This window comes from Diaminobutyricimonas aerilata (assembly GCF_002797715.1).
In the GTDB taxonomy this organism is placed as follows: domain Bacteria; phylum Actinomycetota; class Actinomycetes; order Actinomycetales; family Microbacteriaceae; genus Diaminobutyricimonas; species Diaminobutyricimonas aerilata.
In genome coordinates this window covers 1125659-1144987 of sequence record NZ_PGFF01000001.1, presented here as the reverse complement: position 1 = coordinate 1144987, position 19329 = coordinate 1125659, and the positions used below count along the sequence as shown (strand labels likewise).

General features: G+C 69.5%; 19 protein-coding genes and 2 riboswitches. Of the genes, 7 read left to right on the top strand and 12 right to left on the bottom strand.

The annotated features are described in order from the left end of the window. Positions 1-27 precede the first annotated feature (27 nt). The 4 genes from CLV46_RS05535 to CLV46_RS05520 all read right to left on the bottom strand — a co-directional run bounded on the left by CLV46_RS05535 (position 28) and on the right by CLV46_RS05520 (position 5426). Positions 28-1767, bottom strand: a complete 1740-nt coding sequence (locus CLV46_RS05535) for a dipeptide ABC transporter ATP-binding protein (protein WP_100363855.1) — start codon at positions 1765-1767, stop codon at positions 28-30. After that, positions 1764-2717, bottom strand: a complete 954-nt coding sequence (locus tag CLV46_RS05530) for an ABC transporter permease (RefSeq protein ID WP_100363854.1) — start codon at positions 2715-2717, stop codon at positions 1764-1766. The genes CLV46_RS05535 and CLV46_RS05530 overlap by 4 nt, the downstream gene beginning before the upstream one ends. Further along, a complete protein-coding gene (locus CLV46_RS05525; RefSeq protein ID WP_100363853.1) occupies positions 2707-3636 on the bottom strand; it encodes an ABC transporter permease in 930 nt (309 codons plus the stop codon). Before CLV46_RS05525 ends, CLV46_RS05530 begins: the two co-directional genes overlap by 11 nt. A 170-nt stretch (positions 3637-3806) precedes the next feature. After that, positions 3807-5426 carry a peptide ABC transporter substrate-binding protein gene (locus CLV46_RS05520; RefSeq protein WP_245866548.1) on the bottom strand — a complete coding sequence of 540 codons (1620 nt, stop codon included), beginning with the start codon at positions 5424-5426 and terminating at the stop codon, positions 3807-3809. Positions 5427-5741: 315 nt separating this feature from the next. Here CLV46_RS05520 and CLV46_RS05515 point away from each other — a divergent pair, with 315 nt between their 5' ends. From CLV46_RS05515 to CLV46_RS05505, 3 genes are all read left to right on the top strand, one after another. Continuing rightward, positions 5742-6533 (top strand): CPBP family intramembrane glutamic endopeptidase, encoded by a 792-nt coding sequence (locus tag CLV46_RS05515; RefSeq protein WP_100363851.1) that lies wholly within the window; start codon positions 5742-5744, stop codon positions 6531-6533. 67 nt (positions 6534-6600) lie between these two features. Further along, a complete protein-coding gene (locus tag CLV46_RS05510) occupies positions 6601-6969 on the top strand; it encodes a DUF485 domain-containing protein (protein WP_100363850.1) in 369 nt (122 codons plus the stop codon). Further along, a complete protein-coding gene (locus CLV46_RS05505; protein ID WP_100363849.1) occupies positions 6966-8546 on the top strand; it encodes a solute symporter family protein in 1581 nt (526 codons plus the stop codon). The genes CLV46_RS05510 and CLV46_RS05505 overlap by 4 nt, the downstream gene beginning before the upstream one ends. A 211-nt stretch (positions 8547-8757) precedes the next feature. On the opposite strand, the gene gcvP is transcribed toward CLV46_RS05505, so the two are convergent. Genes gcvP through gcvT form a run of 3 tightly spaced genes read right to left on the bottom strand, consistent with a single transcriptional unit; the run spans position 8758 to position 13138 of the window. After that, the gene (gene gcvP, locus CLV46_RS05500; protein ID WP_100363848.1) at positions 8758-11658 is read right to left on the bottom strand and encodes an aminomethyl-transferring glycine dehydrogenase; all 2901 of its coding nucleotides are present in this window, start codon (positions 11656-11658) and stop codon (positions 8758-8760) included. Beyond that, positions 11655-12023 carry a glycine cleavage system protein GcvH gene (gene gcvH, locus CLV46_RS05495; RefSeq protein WP_100363847.1) on the bottom strand — a complete coding sequence of 123 codons (369 nt, stop codon included), beginning with the start codon at positions 12021-12023 and terminating at the stop codon, positions 11655-11657. Before gcvH ends, gcvP begins: the two co-directional genes overlap by 4 nt. Beyond that, complete coding sequence (gene gcvT / locus CLV46_RS05490) at positions 12023-13138, bottom strand: glycine cleavage system aminomethyltransferase GcvT (RefSeq protein WP_100363846.1); 1116 nt, start codon at positions 13136-13138, stop codon at positions 12023-12025. The genes gcvH and gcvT overlap by 1 nt, the downstream gene beginning before the upstream one ends. Before the next feature lie 14 nt (positions 13139-13152). Further along, a riboswitch (glycine riboswitch) is annotated at positions 13153-13248 on the bottom strand. Beyond that, positions 13249-13343, bottom strand: a riboswitch (glycine riboswitch). It abuts the riboswitch before it with no gap. A 169-nt stretch (positions 13344-13512) separates the two neighbouring features. Between gcvT and CLV46_RS05485 the strand changes: the two genes are divergently transcribed. Further along, positions 13513-14802, top strand: coding sequence for an alpha/beta hydrolase (locus tag CLV46_RS05485; protein ID WP_100363845.1), 1290 nt, complete (start codon positions 13513-13515; stop codon positions 14800-14802). Positions 14803-14825: 23 nt separating this feature from the next. Here CLV46_RS05485 and CLV46_RS05480 read toward each other — a convergent pair whose 3' ends face one another. Both CLV46_RS05480 and CLV46_RS05475 read right to left on the bottom strand, forming a co-directional pair. Further along, positions 14826-15587 (bottom strand): 3-keto-5-aminohexanoate cleavage protein, encoded by a 762-nt coding sequence (locus tag CLV46_RS05480; protein WP_211282153.1) that lies wholly within the window; start codon positions 15585-15587, stop codon positions 14826-14828. Between the two features lie 44 nt (positions 15588-15631). Further along, positions 15632-15889: a putative antibiotic biosynthesis monooxygenase gene (locus CLV46_RS05475; RefSeq protein ID WP_100363844.1), complete on the bottom strand. Its 258-nt coding sequence runs from the start codon at positions 15887-15889 to the stop codon at positions 15632-15634. Positions 15890-15978: 89 nt separating this feature from the next. Between CLV46_RS05475 and CLV46_RS05470 the strand changes: the two genes are divergently transcribed. Continuing rightward, positions 15979-16569: a TetR/AcrR family transcriptional regulator gene (locus CLV46_RS05470; RefSeq protein ID WP_100363843.1), complete on the top strand. Its 591-nt coding sequence runs from the start codon at positions 15979-15981 to the stop codon at positions 16567-16569. Between the two features lie 3 nt (positions 16570-16572). Here CLV46_RS05470 and CLV46_RS05465 read toward each other — a convergent pair whose 3' ends face one another. From CLV46_RS05465 to CLV46_RS05455, 3 genes are all read right to left on the bottom strand, one after another. After that, a complete protein-coding gene (locus CLV46_RS05465; RefSeq protein ID WP_100363842.1) occupies positions 16573-16758 on the bottom strand; it encodes a hypothetical protein in 186 nt (61 codons plus the stop codon). 21 nt (positions 16759-16779) lie between these two features. Continuing rightward, complete coding sequence (locus CLV46_RS05460; protein ID WP_100363841.1) at positions 16780-17310, bottom strand: hypothetical protein; 531 nt, start codon at positions 17308-17310, stop codon at positions 16780-16782. A 66-nt stretch (positions 17311-17376) separates the two neighbouring features. Then, positions 17377-17763 (bottom strand): MmcQ/YjbR family DNA-binding protein, encoded by a 387-nt coding sequence (locus tag CLV46_RS05455; RefSeq protein ID WP_245866545.1) that lies wholly within the window; start codon positions 17761-17763, stop codon positions 17377-17379. 132 nt (positions 17764-17895) lie between these two features. On the opposite strand from CLV46_RS05455, the gene CLV46_RS05450 reads away from it, so the two are divergent. Both CLV46_RS05450 and CLV46_RS05445 read left to right on the top strand, forming a co-directional pair. Then, entirely contained in the window at positions 17896-18465 is a 570-nt protein-coding gene (locus tag CLV46_RS05450) for a carboxymuconolactone decarboxylase family protein (RefSeq protein WP_100363839.1), read from the top strand. Beyond that, positions 18462-19328, top strand: coding sequence for an alpha/beta fold hydrolase (locus CLV46_RS05445; RefSeq protein ID WP_211282152.1), 867 nt, complete (start codon positions 18462-18464; stop codon positions 19326-19328). The genes CLV46_RS05450 and CLV46_RS05445 overlap by 4 nt, the downstream gene beginning before the upstream one ends. Position 19329 lies beyond the last annotated feature (1 nt).

The window sequence follows — 19329 nt, the reverse complement described above, 5'->3', positions numbered from 1 at the left end:
CTCGTCGCGGCACTCGGTCGTGCTCGGTCAGGCTCCCAGGGCGATGTTCGCGCCGGGGATGGCGGCGAGCAGCTCCTGGGTGTACGGGTCACGCGGGTTGTCGAACACCTCATCGGTGGTCGCCGACTCGACGATCTGCCCCTTGCGCATGACGCAGACGTTGTCGGCGATGACCCGCACGACCGCGAGGTCGTGCGTGATGAAGAGGTAGGTCAGCCCGAGCTCCGCCTGCAGGTCGGCGAGCAGGTTCAGGATCTGCGCCTGCACGAGCACGTCGAGCGCCGAGACGGCCTCGTCGAGCACGACGATCTCCGGCTTGAGCGACAGCGCCCGCGCGATGGCGACGCGCTGCCGTTGACCGCCGGAGAGCTCGTTCGGGTAGCGGGTGAGCACGCTCGTCGGCAGGGCGACCTGGTCGAGCACCTCCTTCACCCGCGCCCGACGGGCCGCCTTGTCGCCGAAGCCGTGCACCTGCAGCGGCTCGCCGATCGTGTTCTCGATGTTGCGCAGCGGGTTGAGCGAACCGTACGGGTCCTGGAAGACCGGCTGCATCGTCGAACGCAGCGAGAAGGTCTCCTTCCGCGACATCGGCCCGATCTCCTTGCCGCCCACCTTGATCGAGCCGGAGGTCGCCTCCTCGAGCTTGAGCAGCAGCTTCGCCGCCGTCGACTTGCCCGAGCCCGACTCCCCCACGAGCGCCATCGTGGTGCCGCGCGGGATGCTGAACGACACCTTGTCGACCGCGGTGAAGTCCGTCGAGCTGAAGCTGCCCGTGCGGATCTTGAACACCTTCGTGACGTCGGTGAACTCGATCGCCGGCACGGTCGACGCCGACGCGGCGGCACGGCGCGCCTGGGCGTGCGTCTCCGCCGCGGCGACGAGATCGACGACCGCGACCTCGTCCTGCGTCTCGTGCTCGATCGTCTCGTGCCGCCTGACCGACGACTGGATGCGGCGCGAGGCGAGGCTCGGCGCCGCGGCCACCAGCCGCTGGGTGTAGGGGTGCTGCGGGTTCTGCAGGATCTCGAGCGCCGGCCCCGACTCGACGACCTTGCCGCGGTACATGACCGCGATGTTCTCGGCACGCTCGGCGGCGAGGCCGAGGTCGTGCGTGATGAAGATCACCGCGGTGTTGCGCTCGCTCGTGAGCTTCTCGAGGTGGTCGAGGATCTTGCGCTGCACCGTGACGTCGAGCGCGGAGGTCGGCTCGTCGGCGATGAGCAGCTTCGGGTCGGCCGAGAGGCCGATGCCGATGAGCACGCGCTGACGCATACCGCCCGAGAACTGGTGCGGGAACTGCCGCAACCGCTTCTCGGCGTCGTCGAGCCCCGCCTCGCGCAGCACCTGCACGGCGCGGCGCTTCACATCCGCCTTCTTGCTCGCGATGCCATTCGCGCGGATGGCCTCCTCGACCTGGAACCCGACGTTCCACACGGGGTTGAGGTTCGACATCGGATCCTGCGGGACCATGCCGATGAGGCGCCCGCGCACGGACTCCATCTCGCGCCGGTCGAGCTTGGCGAGATCGCGCCCCTCGAAGAGGATCTGACCGCCGGTGATCTGTCCCGATCCCGGAAGGAGGTTGATGACGGCCGCCGCGGTCGTGGACTTGCCGGACCCGGACTCGCCGACGATCGCGAGGGTCTCCCCCGGCATGACCGTGAGGCTGACGCCGCGGACGGCGGAGACGAGTCCGTTCTGCGTGCGGAATCCGACCTCGAGATCCTTGATCTCGAGCAGGGGGGTGTTCGGATCGATGGTGCTCAACGCTGTGCCCTCGCCTTCGGGTCGAGCGCCTCGCGCACGACCTCGCCCATCATGATGAAGCTCAGCACCGTGATCGTCAGCGCGATCGACGGGTAGATGAGCGTCTGCGGCGACGTGCGCAGGTCGGCCTGCGCCTGCGAGATGTCGTTGCCCCAGGACATGAAGCTGTTGGGAAGCCCGACGCCGAGGTACGACAGCGTCGCCTCCGCGGTGATGGCACCCGCGAGCGCGATCGTCGTGATGACGACGACCGGGGTGATCGAGTTCGGCAGCACGTGCTTCACGAGGATCTTGAAGCGCGAGATGCCGATGGCGGTCGCCGCCATGACGTAGTCCGAGTGCTTGACCCGCAACACCTCCGACCTCAACACTCGCGCTGTCGACGGCCAGGCGAACGCCCCGATCGCCAAGGCGATGACGGGCACGCTGCGGTAGGCGGAGAAGACGCTCATGATGACGACGGCCGCGAGGATGTAGGGGATCGCGAAGAAGATGTCGCCGACGCGCGAGAGCACGCTGTCGAGCCAGCCGCCGTAGAAACCGGCGAGCGCGCCGACGATGACGCCCACGATCGAGGTCATCAGGATGACCAGCACGCCCACGGTGAGCGACGTCGAGGTGCCGTGCACGATGCGCGAGAACACATCGCAGCCCTGCTTCGTGTACCCGAGCGGGTGTCCCGCCTCCGGAGCGCCGTTGCTGTTCTCGAGCAGACAGTTGTTGTTCGGCGGCTCCGCGGTGAACAGCCACGGGAACAGCGCGACGAACGTGATGAGCAGGATGAGCACGCCGGAGACGTAGAACAGCGGGCGGCGGCGGGCGTCGCGCCAGGCGTCGAGCCAGAGGTTGCTCGGCTTGCCCTCGGCGCGCACGGTGTCGACGGCGCCGAGCGTGTCGTCCTCGAAGGGGGCCACGTAGTGCGGCAGGCGGGTCGAATTCTTACTTGGCATAGCGGATCCTCGGGTCGAGCACGCCGTACAACAGGTCGATGGCCAGGTTGACGAGCAGGTAGAGCAGCACCATGACGGTCACGAACGACACGACGGTCGGTCCTTCACCGCGCACGATGGCCTGGAAGAGGGTGCGTCCGACACCGGGCACGTTGAAGATGCCCTCCGTGACGGTCGCTCCGACGATGAGCACACCGAAGTCGACGCCGAGGTAGGTGACGACGGGGATGAGCGAGTTGCGCAACACGTGCACAGGGACGACGCGGTTCCGCGACAGTCCCTTGCCGTAGGCGGTGCGCACGAAGTCGAGCTGCGCCGTCTCGATGACGCCGGAGCGGGTGAGGCGCACGATCTGGGCGAAGCTGATCGTCGCGAGCACGATGGCCGGCAGCACAAGGTCTTGGATCGGTGCACCCCCACCGACCGTCGGTCTGAACAGACCCCATTGCACGCCGAGGAAGTACTGGGCGACGAACGCGAGAACGAAGATGGGCACCGAGATCAGCAGGAGGCTGAGCGCGAGGGCCGACGCGTCGAACCAGCCGCCCTTGCGGAGGCCGCTGATGAGGCCGACCAGGATGCCCGCGATCATCTCGATGATGATCGCCATGACCGCGAGACGGAGGGTGACCGGGAACGCCTGGGCGAGGATGCTCGAGACGGGCTGACCCGAGAACGAGGTGCCGAAGTCGCCCTGGAAGATGTTGCCGATGTACAGCAGGTACTGCACGATGAACGGCTTGTCGAGGTTGTACTCAGCCCTGAGACGCTCGAGAACCGCCGGGTTCGGCGTGCGCTCCCCGAAGAGAGCGACGATGGGATCGCCCGGCAGGGCGAACACCATGAAGTAGATGAGGAACGTGGTCCCGAAGAAGACGGGGACGGCCTGCAGCAGTCGACGGACGATGTACCCGGTCACGAGTCCGCCCGCACGAAGAGATATTCGGTCATGAAGGAGAATGCCTGTCTGTTGGCCCGCCCGGGCCGACGCACCATGCTACGTCACGTCGGCGGACAGGGTTGTGGGGCGGCGGATCGAAGTCCGCCGCCCCACGGGTGTCCACTATCAGGTGCGGAGAGCCCGGAGGCTTACTCCTTGACGGTCACCTGGTAGAAGAGCGGCACCGAGTGCCAGTCGATCGCGACGTTGTCGACGCGCTCCGAGAAGCCGGCCTGCACCGTGGAGTACCACAGCGGGATGGCGGGCAGGTCCTCGAAGAGGATCGACTGCGCCTGCTGGAACAGCTCGTTGGCTTCCTCGGTCGACGAGGCGGCCGAACCCTCCTGCAGCAGACGGTCGAACTCGGGGTTGCTGTAGTCACCGTCGTTCGAACCGGCGTTGGTGGCGTAGAGCGGCCCGAGGAAGTTGAACAGACCCGGGTAGTCGGCCTGCCAACCGGTGCGGAACGCCGTCTGGATCGTGCGGTCGGTGATGAGCGTGCGCGCCTCGGCGAAGGTCGGGTACGGAGCGCCCGACGCGTCGATGCCGAGGTTGTTCTTGATGTTGTTCGTCACCGCGTCGACCCAGGCCTGGTGGCCGCCGTCGGCGTTGTACGCGATCTGGAAGGTGCCGTCCCACGGCGAGATGGCGTCGGCCTGAGCCCACAGCTCCTTCGCGGCGTCGGGGTCGTAGTCGAGCACCTCGGAACCGGGCACGTCCTCCGAGTAGCCGTCGATGACGGGCGACGTGAAGTCGTGCGCGGGGGTGCGGGTGCCGGCGAAGATCACCTCGGTGATCTCCTCGCGGTTGATCGCCATCGAGATGGCCTGACGACGGAGCTTGCCCTCTTCACCACCGAAGTGCGCGAGGCGCTCCGGGATGGTGAAGGACTGGAACACCGCGGCGGGCTGGTTGATCGCCCGGTCGCCGAGCTCCTCCTCGAAGGTCTCGTACGCGGTGTCCGGCACCTGGTCGATGATGTCGAGGTTGCCCGACTGCAGGTCGGCGTAGGCCGCTTCCTGGGTCGCGTAGAAGATGATGCTGACGCCGTCGTTCTGCGCCTTACGGCCACCCTCGTAGTCGGGGTTCACGACGAGGTCGATCTTCTCGTTGTGCTTCCAGGCGCCCTCACCGTCGAGCATGTAGGGCCCGTTGCCGATGGGGTTCTCGCCGAAGGCGTCCATGTCCTCGAACGCCGCCTGAGGCAGCGGGTAGAACGCGGAGTAGCCGAGACGCAGCGGGAAGTCCGCGCGCGGCGCGTTCAGCGTGATGGTGAAGGTCTGGTCGTCGACGACCTTGAGGCCCGGGAGCTCCGGAACGCTCTCCTCGTAGCTGAAGCCCTGGATGTCCTCGAAGAAGTAGCTCGAAAGCTGCTCGTTCGCGGCGTCCGCTCCGTAGTTCCACGCGTCGACGAAGGACTCGGCGGTGACGTCCTCGTCGTTCGTGAACTTCTGGCCCTCCTTGACCTTGACCGTGAACGTGACGTTGTCCTCGGTCTCGATCGACTCGGCCATGTCGTTGATGGCGGCACCCTCAGCGTCGTAGTACACGAGGCCCGCGAAGATGTTGTCGATGATCTTGCCGCCGCCGACCTCGTTGGTGTTGGTCGGGATCAGCGGGTTCTGGGGCTCAGATCCGTTGGTGGTGATGATGCCCGAGGCGTTGCTGCCCTCGGTCTCTTCGCCGCCACCGGCGGAGCAGCCGCCGAGCACGAGGGCCGAGGCGATCGCCAGGCCCCCCGCTGCTGCTCCCACACGTGTGATACGCAATGTTCCTCCTGGTGAAAAGTGAGTACGCGGTCGCGCGGGATCCCCCATCACGAGCCACGCTCGATAGACAGAACCCTAGGCAGCAGACGGGGTGAGGCAAAACCAGGGCCGGAAAAGTTACAGAGCGGAAACCTAACAGGCAACGACTTTGCGCGAGAGTGGAGGCTTCGTGCGCCTGCAGCCGGGTCACGCAAGAATCGCGCGCAGCATCCCGCCGCCGCGACGGTGAAACCGGTTCCGCGCCGGCGTCGGGACGTGCGAGGGGTCGGTGGCACCGTGCGGCATCCGCCTGTCCGCCGCCTCTAGCATCGTGAGGTGACCCTCCCGCCGACGCAACGACCGAGCGCAGATCGTCGGCTCGTCGCCGAGGTCGTCATCGTGCTCGCGCTGTCGTTCGGTCAGTCGGCGGTGTACGCGATCGTGGCGATCGTCAACCGCCTCACTCGTGACGAGCCGATCTCCCGGCAGACGGCCACCCTCAACGCCTCGCTGAGCGACCGCGAGATCTTCGACCTGATCTACCAGCTGCTGGCCATCCTGTTCGATCTCGCTCCCGTCGCCCTCGTGGTGTTCCTGCTCTGGTCCACGGCCCGGCCTCGACTCGGCCGGCTCGGCATCAGTGGGGATCGCGTGGGGCGCGACAGCGGGCTGGGCGCGCTGCTCGTCGTGGTCATCGGCGTTCCCGGGATCGGGCTGTACCTGCTCGGCCGGTCGCTCGGACTCACCCCCCACGTCGTGCCGACCGCCCTCGACGACCACTGGTGGACCGTGCCTGTGCTGCTGCTCTCGGCGCTGCGCGCCGGGGTGACCGAGGAGGTGGTCGTGGTCGGCTATCTCTTCGCCAGGCTCCGCGACCTCGGCTGGGGCCGGTGGAGCATCATCCTCACTGCCGCCGTGCTGCGCGGCAGCTACCACCTGTACCAGGGGGTGCCGGCGTTCTTCGGCAACGTCGGGATGGGCATCGTCTTCGGTTGGCTGTATGCGCGTTACGGGCGGCTCGTGCCGCTCATCGTGGCGCACACGCTCATCGATGCCGTCGTGTTCGTGGGATATCCGTGGGCGGCGAGCGCATTCCCCTCGCTCTTCGGCGCGCCCGGGGGTGCTTGACACCCGCTCGAGTGCTGGAAACGATGGGGTAGCCCGCACACCGTCGTGCGGCAGCGAAGGAGCTGGAATGACGCATCTGCCACCGCCCGACTCCACGGCACCGCACGCGGGCACCCCCGAGGGCGACACGTTCGAGGAGGTGCAGCGCTCGCCCCGATTCACGGAGTTGAGGCGCCGGCACCGCCGATTCGTCTTCCCCCTCGCGATCGCCTTTCTCGTCTGGTACTTCGCGTACGTGCTGCTCGCGGACTACGCGCACGATTTCATGGCGACGCCGGTGATCGGGAACATCAACGTGGGCATCCTGCTGGGCCTCGGCCAGTTCGTCACGACCTTCGCGATCACGACCGCCTACGTCATGTACGCGAACCGTCAGCTGGATCCGCTCGCCGAAGAGCTGCGGACCGACCTCGAGCGCCGGGGGGTGTCGCGATGACCATCGGCGACCCGATCCTCAACATCTCGATCTTCGCGGCCTTCGTCGCGATCACCCTCGTGATCGTGCTGCGGGCGAGCAAGAACAGCAAGACCGCGTCCGACTACTACGCCGCCGGGCGCTCGTTCTCGGGCTTCCAGAACGGCACGGCGATCGCCGGCGACTACCTCTCGGCGGCGTCGTTCCTCGGCATCTGCGGTGCGATCGCCGTGAACGGGTACGACGGGTTCCTCTACTCGATCGGCTTCCTCGTGGCGTGGCTCGTCGCCCTGCTGCTCGTGGCCGAGCTGCTGCGCAACACCGGCCGCTTCACGATGGCGGATGTGCTGTCGTTCCGCCTCGCGCAACGACCGGTGCGGATGGCCGCGGCCACGACGACGCTCGCGGTCTGCTTCTTCTACCTCTTGGCGCAGATGGCGGGTGCCGGTGGTCTCGTGTCGCTGCTGCTGGGCATCGACGAGGCGCTCGGGCAGTCGGTCGTGATCGCCGTCGTCGGCGCGCTGATGATCCTGTACGTGCTCGTCGGCGGCATGAAGGGCACCACCTGGGTGCAGATCATCAAGGCGGCGCTGCTCATCGCGGGGGCCGGCGTTATGACGGTCTGGGTGCTGGCGATCAACGGCTTCGACTTCTCGGGACTGCTCGGCGCCGCGGCCGCCAACAGCGACAAGGCGGTGCTCGAACCGGGCGCCCAGTACGGGCTGACCGACATCACGCGACTCGACTTCCTGTCGCTCGCTCTCGCCCTCGTGCTCGGCACGGCCGGCCTGCCGCACGTGCTGATGCGGTTCTACACGGTGCCGACGGCGAAGGAGGCGCGCAAGAGCGTCGTCTGGGCGATCTGGCTCATCGGCATCTTCTACCTCTTCACCCTCGTGCTCGGCTACGGCGCCGGCGCGCTCATCGGGGCGGAGACGATCCTCGGCGCCCCCGGCGGGGTGAACTCTGCGGCGCCGCTGCTGGCGTTCGAGCTCGGCGGCTCCGTGCTGCTCGGGGTGATCTCGGCGGTCGCCTTCGCGACGATCCTCGCTGTCGTCGCGGGTCTCACCATCACGGCCGCCGCATCCTTCGCCCACGACGTGTACGCGAACGTCATCAAGCGCGGGGAGGTGCCGCCGAACGGCGAGGTGCGCGTCGCGCGCGTCACCGTCGTGGTGATCGGCATCCTCGCGATCCTCGGCGGCATCGGGGTGCAGGGTCAGAACGTGGCGTTCCTCGTGGCGCTCGCGTTCGCGGTGGCGGCGTCGGCGAACCTGCCCACCATCCTCTACTCGCTGTTCTGGAAGCGGTTCTCGACGGCCGGGGCGGTGTGGAGCATGTACGGAGGTCTCGGCAGCGCGCTGCTGCTCATCCTGTTCTCCCCGGTCGTGTCGGGCACCGAGACGTCGATCTTCAAGGACGTGGACTTCTCGTGGTTCCCGCTCTCGAACCCCGGCATCGTGTCGATCCCGATCGGCTTCGCCCTCGGCATCATCGCGACGCTCGTCTCGCGGCGGAAGGAGAGCCCGGCGCTGCAGGCCGAGATGGAGGTGCGCTCCCTCACCGGCCACGGCGCCGAGAAGGCGACCGAGCACTGACCCGAGCATTGACGGGCGCGGCCGCGGCGCCTGCCGTCGCGGCCGTCCCCCGTGCCGCGCAACCTTCCCCGTGCCGCCGAAATTCGCGCGGCGAAGGGAAGGATGCGCGGCACGAGTCGAGCGCGACGCCGAACGTGCCTCCGTCCGACGACCCGGCCGCGGTTCCGGGCCGGACGTGTCGGGCGGGGGCACGCTCGGCGTCAGTGCGCGGCTACGCGAACGCCTCGATCGGCGGGCACGCGCAGACGAGGTTGCGATCGCCGTACGCCTGGTCGATGCGCCGCACCGGCGGCCAGTACTTCGCCCGCACGAGGCTGCGCAGCGGGTACACCGCCTCCTCGCGCGTGTAGGCGTGCTCCCACTCCCCCGCGATGACCGCCTCGGCGGTGTGCGGCGCGTTCACGAGCGGGTTGTCGTCCTTCGGCCAGCGTCCGGCGCCCACGGCATCCGCCTCGGCCTTGATCGCGATCATCGCCTCGATGAAACGGTCGATCTCGGCGAGGTCCTCGCTCTCGGTCGGTTCGACCATGAGGGTGCCCGCCACCGGGAACGACATCGTCGGGGCGTGGAATCCGTAGTCGATGAGGCGCTTCGCCACGTCGTCGACGGTCACGCCGGTCGCCTCGCGCAGCGGCCGCAGGTCGAGGATGCACTCGTGCGCGACGAGCCCGTTCTCGCCCTTGTACAGCACCGGGTAGTGCTCGCGCAGGCGCGCGGCCACGTAGTTCGCGGCGAGCACCGCCGCACCGGTCGCGGCGCGCAGCCCCTCCTGCCCCATCATCCGCACGTACGCCCAGCTGATGGGCAGGATGCTCGGACTGCCGTACGGCGCGGCCGAGACGGGTCCACCCCCGTGCTCGAAGTCGCCGACGCGACCGGTGCGCAGGTCGAACGCCGGATGCCGCGACGACTGCGCCATCGGATGCCCGGGCAGGTACGCAGCGAGGTGCGCCTTCGCGGCGACCGGGCCGACGCCCGGTCCGCCGCCGCCGTGCGGGATGCAGAACGTCTTGTGCAGATTGAGGTGCGACACGTCGCCGCCGAAGTCCCCGAACCGTGCGTAGCCGAGCAGGGCGTTGAGGTTCGCGCCGTCGACGTACACCTGACCGCCGGCGGCGTGCACCGCATCCGTGACCTCGCGGATCTCGTGCTCGTACACGCCGTGGGTCGACGGGTAGGTGACCATGAGGGCGGCGAGCTGATCGGCGTGCTCTGCGATCTTCGCACGCAGATCGTCGAGGTCGACGTCACCGTTCTCGTTCGTGGCGACAACGACGACCCGCATGCCGGCGAGCACCGCGCTCGCGGCGTTCGTGCCGTGGGCGCTCGAGGGGATGAGGCACACCGTGCGTCCGGTGTCGCCGTTGGCGAGGTGGTAGCCGCGGATGGCGAGAAGCCCCGCAAGCTCGCCCTGACTGCCGGCGTTGGGCTGTAGCGACACCGTGTCGTATCCGGTGACCTCGGCGAGCCAGGTCTCGAGATGCGAGAGCAGCACGAGGTAGCCCTGCACGTCTTCGGTGGGGGCGAACGGATGCAGTCCGGCGAACTCGGGCCACGTCACCGCGGCCATCTCGGTCGCCGAGTTGAGCTTCATCGTGCACGAACCGAGCGGGATCATGCCGCGGTCGAGCGCGTAGTCCTTGTCGGCGAGGTACTTGAGGTACCGCATCATCGCCGTCTCGGAGTGATGGGTGCGGAACACCGGATGCGTGAGGAAGTCGCTGCGCCGGGCGAGTTCCGCCGGGATGGCCGGTTCGGCCGTGACGCGGTCGCCGTCGAGCCCGAACACCTCGGCGAGCACGGACGCCGCAGAGGCGATCGCCCCGCCGGACATCGCCTCGCTGGTCGCCTCGTCGAAGCTGATGCCGACGGTGTCGGCGTCGACGAAGTGCAGCAGCAGGTCCTTCTCGCGCGCCGCGGTGACGATCGCGTCGGCACGGCCGGGCACACGCACCCGGATCGTGTCGAAGAACACGTCGTGCTGCAGCTCGTGCCCGGCCGCGGTGAGCCGCGCCGCGAACGACGCGGTCGTGCGGGCGACCTGCCGTGCGATCCGGGTGAGGCCGGCGGGGCCGTGGTACACGGCGTACATCGATGCCATCACGGCGAGCAGCACCTGCGCGGTGCAGATGTTGCTCGTCGCCTTCTCGCGACGGATGTGCTGCTCCCGCGCCTGCAGGCTGAGCCGGTAGGCGGGGTGGCCGGTCGCGTCCTTCGAGACGCCGACGAGGCGACCGGGCAGCTGACGCTCGAGCCCGGCGCGCACGGCCATGTAGCCCGCGTGCGGACCCCCGAAGCCCATCGGCACGCCGAAACGCTGCGAGGTGCCGACGGCGACATCCGCACCGAACTCGCCGGGCGCGGTCAGCAGCGTCATGGCGAGCAGGTCGGCTGCGGCGATCACGAGGCCGCCGCGTTCCTTGACCGCCGCGGTGATCGCGGTGGGGTCCCAGACGCGACCGGATGCACCCGGGTACTGCACGAATGCGCCGAACGCCTCGGGCAGCTCGGCCGGGTCGGTGTCGGCGAGCGGCAGCGTCACGAGCTCGATGCCCACGGCCGTCGCGCGGCTGGCGAGCAGCGCAGCGGTCTGCGGCAGGGCATCCGCGTCGACCAGGAACACGTTCGACGTCGAGCCCGAGGCGCGACGCGCGAGCAGCATCCCCTCGACCACGGCCGTACCCTCGTCGAGCATCGACGCGTTCGCGGTCGTCATGCCGGTGAGGTCGCTCACCATGGTCTGGAAGTTGATGAGCGCCTCGAGGCGCCCCTGCGAGATCTCCGGCTGGTAGGGGGTGTACGCCGTGTACCAGCTCGGGTTCTCGAGCACGTTGCGCTGGATGACGCTCGGCGTGAGGGTGCCGTAGTAGCCGAGCCCGATCATCGAGCGGCGCACGCGGTTGTGGCCGGCGATGGCGCGCAGCTCGGCGAGCGCCTCACGCTCAGTCGCGGCATCCGGGATGCTGCTGCGGGCGATCGTGTCCTGCCGGATCGCGGCGGGCACCGCGGCGTCCATGAGGGCGTCGATCGTGTCGTATCCGACGGCCTGCAGCATCGCGAGCTGCGCGACGGAGTCGGTGCCGATGTGCCGTTCGCTGAAGGCGGTGCTCATGCGGTGAGCGCCGTGTACGCGTCGAGGTCGAGCAGCTCGGGCAGGGCGTCGAAGCGCACCTTGATGAGCCAGCCGTCACCGAGCGGGTCGCTGTTGAGCAGTTCGGGCGACGCCGCGACGGCGTCGTTCGCCTCGACGATCTCCCCCGCGACGGGCGCGTAGAGCTCACCGACCGACTTGGTCGACTCGATCTCGCCGACCACGCGGCCGGATTCGACGCGGGAGCCCACGGCGGGCAGGTCGACGAAGACGATGTCACCGAGCTGGTCGGCGGCATAGGCGGTGATGCCGATGGTCGCGACGTCCCCCTCGACGAGCACCCATTCGTGCTCCTTGGTGTACTTCAGGTCGGTGGGCTCGGCCATCACAGTGCCTTTCGCGAGTAGAAGGGAAGGGAGGCGACGGTGGCGGGCACCCGGGTGCCGCGCACGTCGATGGTCAGGGTGGTGGAGTCGGCGGATGCGGGGTCGACGTACGCCATCGCGATCGGATGCCCGAGGGTGGGCGACAGCGCACCGGAGGTGATCTCCCCGACGACGTCGTCCCCGTCGAGCACGGGGTATCCGGCGCGGCCGGCGCGGCGTCCCTCGGTGGTGAGGCCGACGAGCACGCGAGCGCCCTCCGCCGGACCCGCCTCGAACGCTTCGCGGCCGACGTAGTCGTCGCCGCTCTTCACGACGCGACCGAGGCCCGCCTGGGCGGGGTGGATGTCGCGCGAGAGCTCGTGTCCGTAGAGGGGCATGCCGGCCTCGAGCCGCAGCGTGTCGCGCGCGGCGAGACCGCACGGCAGCAGTCCGCTGCCCGCGCCGGCCTCGGCGATGGCGCGCCACAGCGCGGGAGCCACATCCGGCGACACGTAGAGTTCGAAGCCGTCCTCGCCCGTGTAGCCGGTGCGGGCGACGAGCACGTTGTGCCCGTCGAAGAGCCCGGCGGTGGCGCGGTAGTACTTCAGCGACGCCGCGTCCGCGTCGAGGTAGGGGTCGAGGTTCTGCAGGATCTCGAGCGCCTTCGGACCCTGAACGGCGATGAGCGCGATGTCGTCGCTCTCGTCGAGGCTCTCGCAGTCGAAGGGGGCGGTGCGTTCGGCGAGTTCCGCGGCGACGACCTCGCGGTTCGAGGCGTTCGCGACGACGACGAAGCGGTCCGTACCGGTGCGGTAGACGATGAGGTCGTCGAGGATGCCGCCTTCACGCCCGAGCAGCAGCGTGTACTTCGCCTGCCCTTCGGCGAGCGCCGAGATTCGCCCGGCGAGGGCGTAGTCGAGGGCCCGGTCGGCCTCCGGGCCGACCACGACGATCTCACCCATGTGGGAGAGGTCGAACAGCCCCGCGGCGGTCCGCACCGCGTGGTGCTCGGCGAGGTCCGACGTGTAACGCACCGGCATCTGCCACCCGGCGAAATCGGTGAAGCTGGCCCCGGCATCCGCATGGATGTCGTGCAGCGGTGAGCGGCGTTCGGTCACGGAGTTCTCCTGACGCATGGTCGACGGTGAAGAACTCCCCCTCTGTCATGAGCCTGAGAGCTTCACCGGCTGTCGCCGGCTTTCACCGTGGGCGGGACGCGCGCTGCGCATCCGCTTTTCAGAGTGGCCTGGTCGATGCGGTACACGTACCTGAGAGATTGGCGGGGAGTGCTTGCTCCTTCGGTGCCCTCGCGCGTTCCGAGAGCTCTCCCGCATCACCTGCGGCCCGGTGTTCGATTGTGGGCACCAGCGTACCGTGCGGATGTTTCGTGCGGGTGTCGCCGTGTGCCGACGGTCGAGGATCATCCGGAAGTCGCAGCGGGAGCCATCTCGCGGGGGACGTGCACCATCGCGGCTCCCCGGCAGGTTGAGGTGACCCCGAACGGAGCCTCATGACCATCGCCGTGTCCGTCACCGTCCTCGCACTCGTCGTGATCGCCTGGACGCCGACAGCGCGCAAGCGATTCGTCGTCGCGTCGTCGTCAGCGGTCGTCGTGATCGGGCTCACCGTGGTGCTCGTGGCCGAGCCGCGCTGGATGCTCGTTCCCCTCGCTCTCGCGGGCGTGCTCGCCGTCTCGACGGTCGCCGTGCGCGCCTCCGAGCGTCCGACGAGTCGCGCCGGCGCCGTCGCCCGCGGTGCTGCGGCGTGGCTCACCTCGCTCGCCGCCATCGCCTCGGCCGTGATCGCCGGTGGCGCCGCGTGGGCGCTGCCCGCGCTCGTCCTCCCCGATCCGAGCGGGAAGCACACGGTCGGCAGCACGGTCATCCAGTGGGATACCGGCGTCGACGAAGTGCTCACGGCCGCACCCGGCGACACCCGGGTGCTCGTGGCGCAGCTCTGGTATCCGACGGAGGCCGACGGTCCACGTCGGCCCTACCTGGAGAGCGCGGTCGTCTCCGAGGCGATGGCCGACCAGGCGGGTCTGCCCGGATTCCTCCTCGACGGCGTCGCCCACGCGGAGACCCACGCGATCGAGGACGCCCCGCGCGTCGAGGGCCCACTTCCGCTCGTGCTCTTCTCCCCCGGCCTGGGCGGCGTGCGCACCCAGAACTCGGCCTGGGCGGAGGATCTCGCCAGTCACGGCTACCTCGTCGCGGCACTCGACCACCCGTACGACTCCGCAGCCGTCGTGCTCGAGGACGGCACGGTGATCCGTTCCGCACTGACCACGACGGGTGACGACGAGACCGACCAGCGGGTCGCCGACGAGCTCGCGGGCATCCGCGCCGATGACCTGCTCGCGACCCTCGACCACCTTCAGAGCCATCTCGGGATCGAAGTCGGCGCAGTCGCGGCCGCCGGACACTCGATCGGCGGTGCCGCGGCGATACTCGCCGCGTCGCGGGATGCACGGGTGGATGCCGTGATCGACATCGACGGTCTTCCGCGGGGCGGCACCCCGACGGTTCCTGTGCTGGCGATCGTGGCCGGAGGAGGTGCCGGAAGTGTCGAGAGCGACGCGCGCTACGAACGGGCGCTCAGCGAGGTGCTCGCGTCCTGCGGCACCCGCGTGGTGGTGCCCGGCACGCAGCACCTCAGCTTCACGGACGCGGCGCTCTTCCTGCCGCCGCTGTCGTCGCTGATCGGCTCGGCCGGACGGACCGCCGGGATCGAGGCCGCGAACGAAGAGACGAGGAGGTTCCTCGAGACGACGTTCGACCGCGCATCCTGCCCCGGATGAACGTCGTCCGTGCCGTCGCCCTGTCAGTGCGCGGCGAGCATCGCGGCGGCGGCCGCGACGAGGTCGGCGTTGCCTGCCGCGAGCCGGCCGTCGGGGAGCACCGGGGTGTCTTCGAGCCCGGTGCGGATGCCGTGCCCGCGGTCGACGGCGCGGGCGTTGACCGCCCACGAGGCGATGCCGTCGCCGTGATGCACCTGCTCGAGGGTGATGCCGGCGTCGGCCACGATGCGCTCGATCCGCTCGGCGTGGGCGACCGCATCATCGGGGTCCGCGTCGAGCGGTTCGACCATCACGCGAACGCAGCGCGAGGCGAGGCCCGACGCGACGAAGAGCTCGGCATCCCTCCAGCCGAGCAACCCCGCCTCGATGCCGACGCCGTGGGAGATCAGCAGTTCGCAGAGCTCGACGATGCCCTCCTCCCCCTGGTTCGCCGTCACGAGGTCGGGCCACTCGGTCCACGCCGCGACCTGCTCGAGGCGTCGTCGCGGATCCGATTCGACGTCGGCGGAGGTGGTGAGCGAGATCGGCACGCCGGGGCACGCCGCGCGCACCACCCGCAGGGTGGCAGCGCACACCGCCGCGTCGAGGCTCTGGCGGTCGTCGCGGTCGTACGGATGCAGGTGAACGGATCGTGCGCCGGCGGCCACCGCGCCGGCGGCTTCGCGGGCGATCGCCTCGGGTGAGCGGGGAGCGGCGGGATGTTCCCGGTCCCCGTTGAGGGCGGCCTGCAGGAAGGGCTGCGACATGTTCGCCTCGCTCTCGTCGTCGGCGCGGACGTTCGTCACGGTACGCCCGGCCGACGACAAGCGCTCAGCGCCGCCGCGTGCGCTCAGCGGCGCGCGCTCAACCGCATCCACGCCCGCATGAAGGCGGGCACGACGAGGTAGACGGCGAGCGGCACCACGATCGCGGTGAGCACGAGCGAACGCAGCACGAGCGGCCACTGCTCCATGAGCGGCGTCAGCGCGGCGAGTCCGAGCGTCACGAGCGGGAAGATCGCGCTCCAGGTGATGAGCGCGCGGACGTGCACGGACGGCACGCGGGGAGGCGCGGTCGTCGGAGCGGCGGGGGTGATGGTGTCGGTCATTCAATCTCCAACCAGGTAGTTGGCACGACCATAGGACGGATGAGGCGCATTTGCAACTACCTAGTTGGGATCGCGCGTACACTGGCGTCATGGCCTGGGACACCGCGCGTACGCAGCAGCTGCTGCTCGATGCGGCGGCGCGCGAGTTCAGCCGCGTCGGGCTCGCCGGCGCCCGGGTCGACCGCATCGCCGCCGACGCGGGCGTCAACAAGGAGCGGATCTACCAGTACTTCGGCAAGAAGCACGAGCTCTTCGGCGTCGTGCTGCAGCGCGAGCTGCACGGACTGCTCGATGCGGTGTCCGTCGAGGGAACGGGAACGAAAGCCGTCGCCGACTACGCCGGGCGGGTCTTCGACTACCACTGCGAGCACCCGGAACTCTCCCGGCTGCTCATGTGGGAAGGGCTCGAACTCGGTGCTCCGCACGCGCTCATCGAGCGACGCGCGACGTGCCAGCGCAAAGTGAAGGGGATGCGCGAGGCGCTACCGGAGCTGACGGATGTGCAGGCACGCGACCTGTTGATCACGATCGTGACCCTGTCGGACGGGTGGCACGTGCTCTCGAACCTCGACCAGCTCTACTTCGGCGATCCGGACGAGCAGCGCCGCCTGCAGCGCCGGGACGCCATCGTCACGGCTGCCGAGGCGATCGCCGAGCGACTCAGCCGCCAGTCGGTCTGAGCGTCAGCGCTCGCCCGGCTCTCCGCTGCGGTCGTCGCCGCCGCGGTCATCGTCGTCGCGGTTGTCGCGGAACCAGCGCACCGCCTGGTAGACGAGCACCACGAATCCTGTGATCGCCGCGATGCCGAACAGCACGAGCACCCAGGGCGGTACGTCACCCTGCACCGGGATGGGGAAGAACGGCAGCATGCTGCGAGCGTACCGGCGTTCCTACGCACCCTCCGGCGGATGCAGAAGCAGCTCGACGCGCTCGGCGAGGTAGCGCTCGAAGGGGACGAGCGCCGCGGCCGTGGCGGCCCAGCGCACGCCCAGTCCGTCGTCGGTCACCACGAGCGGGCCCGCGGAGGAGCGCAACGCCTGCGCGTCCCATTCGATCGGGGTGGTGTCGAAGTTCACCGTCTCCCCTTGCTCGAAACCCGCCTTGAGGGCTGCCTGGCGGTACTCCCGTCGCGTCTCGGCGGAGAGCGACTGGAGGTTGGGGTGCCCCGTCGGCACGGCGCGCGTCAACGACCCCGTGGCGTACAGGCCGCCGCCGCCATCCAGTAGCAGCACACCGAGCCGCCACACCCGCCCCAGCGGTTCCATGGTGGCGGCGCGCTGGATGAACAGCACCCGGCGCGGCGGCACATAGCGGGCATGCGCCTCGGTGCGGGCACCGCCTTCGCGGAGGCGGTCCCGCGCGGCATCCGTCATCGCTTGCGCGTCGCTCAGCACGCGTGCGTCGTCGACGTGCCCCTCCATGTCGCGGAGCCTACCGGCGCCCGCGTGCCGCCACGCGTCCCTGGATGCGTCCCTCACCGCGGACGATCAGTCCGCGGCGCCCCCGCGCTCCGGCAGCCCGATCGGACGCCGAGCTCGCGGCAGCTTCTCGACCACGAGCAGGAACGACTCGGTCACCAGCTCATGGACGAGCGCCGCATCGATGTCGTCCCCGCCCGAGAGAGTGATCCAGTGGCGCTTGTTCATGTGGTACCCCGGAGCGATGTGCTCGAACCCGGCACACAGGGCCTTCGTGTCCTCCGGGGTCGCTTTCAGGGTCACGATCGGCTGCTCGCCCAGAGTGGTGAGCAGCATGAAGACGCGCCCGCGCACCTTGTACACATCCCACTCGGGGCCGAACGGTTGCTCGAGCCCGGCATCCGGCAATGACCCGGCACGCGCGACCGCCGCCAGCTGAAGGTCGTGACCGTTCACCCATCCCCCTGCACGATCGGATCGACGCGTTCCCGGACGATCCTCACACGAGCCTCCGTCGGCGCCGCGAACCCCCTTCCCGTAGACGCACGGCAGTGGCAGCATCGAGCCACGACGGCGAGGAGGCCCGGTATGTCCATCATCGTGACACCCGACGAGAACGGAGTTGCCGGACTCGCGGCGGACATCTACGCCGACGACATCCGACGCAACGGCTACGTGCCGAGTCACACGCGCGTGATGGCGATGAATCCCGAGGCGGAGCTCGCGTTCGAGAACCTCATCCGCGCGATCGCCTCCCAACTGGGTGCGCGGCGCTACGAACTCGTCACGTTGGCGGCCGCCCGCGGGGCCCGGTCACTGCACTGCCGACTCGCCCACGGCGCGAAGACCCTGCCGCTCATCCCCGAGCAGCAGCTCGTGCGGGTCGCGACCGATCATCACGACGCCGACCTCACCGAGGCCGAGATCGCGATGATGGATTTCGCCGAGAAGGTGAGCACGGATGCGTCGTCGATGACCGATGCGGACTCCCTGCGGCTCCGGGAGGTCGGCTTCAGCGATCGCGAGATCGTCGACATCGCGCTCGCGGCGGCGGCCCGCAACTATTACGCTCGGGCGGTCCAGGCCCTCGCGGTCGATGTGGATGTTCCGCCCACCCTCCCCGCCGCGCTGCGTGAGGCGCTCGTGGCGGGCCTGTGATCCGCGAGTTCGACGTGCCGTCGCCGCACGGCGGCACCCTTCACGGCTACGACACGGGCGAAGGCGACCACGTGGTCGTGTGGCTGCACGGCACCCCGAACCTCGGCACCCCGCCACGCCCGCTGTTCGACGCCGCCGAGCGGCTCGACATCCGGTTCGTCGGCTACGACCGGCCAGGCTACGGCGGCTCCACGCCGCGTCCCGGCCGCGATGTCGCGTCGGCGGCGGATGATGTCGCGGCGATCGCGGACGCCGTCGGAGCTGCCCGGTTCGGTGTCTTCGGGCACTCCGGAGGCGCCCCGCACGCGCTGGCGTGCGCAGCGCTGCTGCCCGAGCGCGTGACGGCCGTGGTCGCGGGCGCGAGCCCCGCTCCGTTCGGCGCGGACGGTCTCGACTGGTTCGCCGGGATGGCACCCGGCAGCGCCAACTCGCTGCGCGCTGCGGCGTCGGGTCGGCAAGCCAAGGAACGCCACGAGGCGTCACCCGGCGACGAGGACTTCGGTTTCATCGACGCCGACCGGCGCGCACTCGAAGGCGAATGGGGGTGGTTCGACGAAGTCGTCGGCCCCGCACAAGCGGCCGGCCCGGCAGCACTCATCGACGACGACCTCGCCTTCGTCGCGCCGTGGGGATTCGATGTCACCGACATCCGGGTTCCGGTGCTGTTCGTGCACGGCGCCGAGGATCGCATGGTGCCGGCCGCCCACGGCGCGTGGCTCGCCTCCCGGATCCCGGGCGCGACCTGGCGGAGCGTGCTGGGAGAAGGACACGTCTCGGTGCTCGCGAGCACCGGAGTCCCGGCGCTCGAATGGTTGGCCGACCGCGCTCGCCGAGCGCCGGAGCACGGCTCCGACCCGAGCTGAG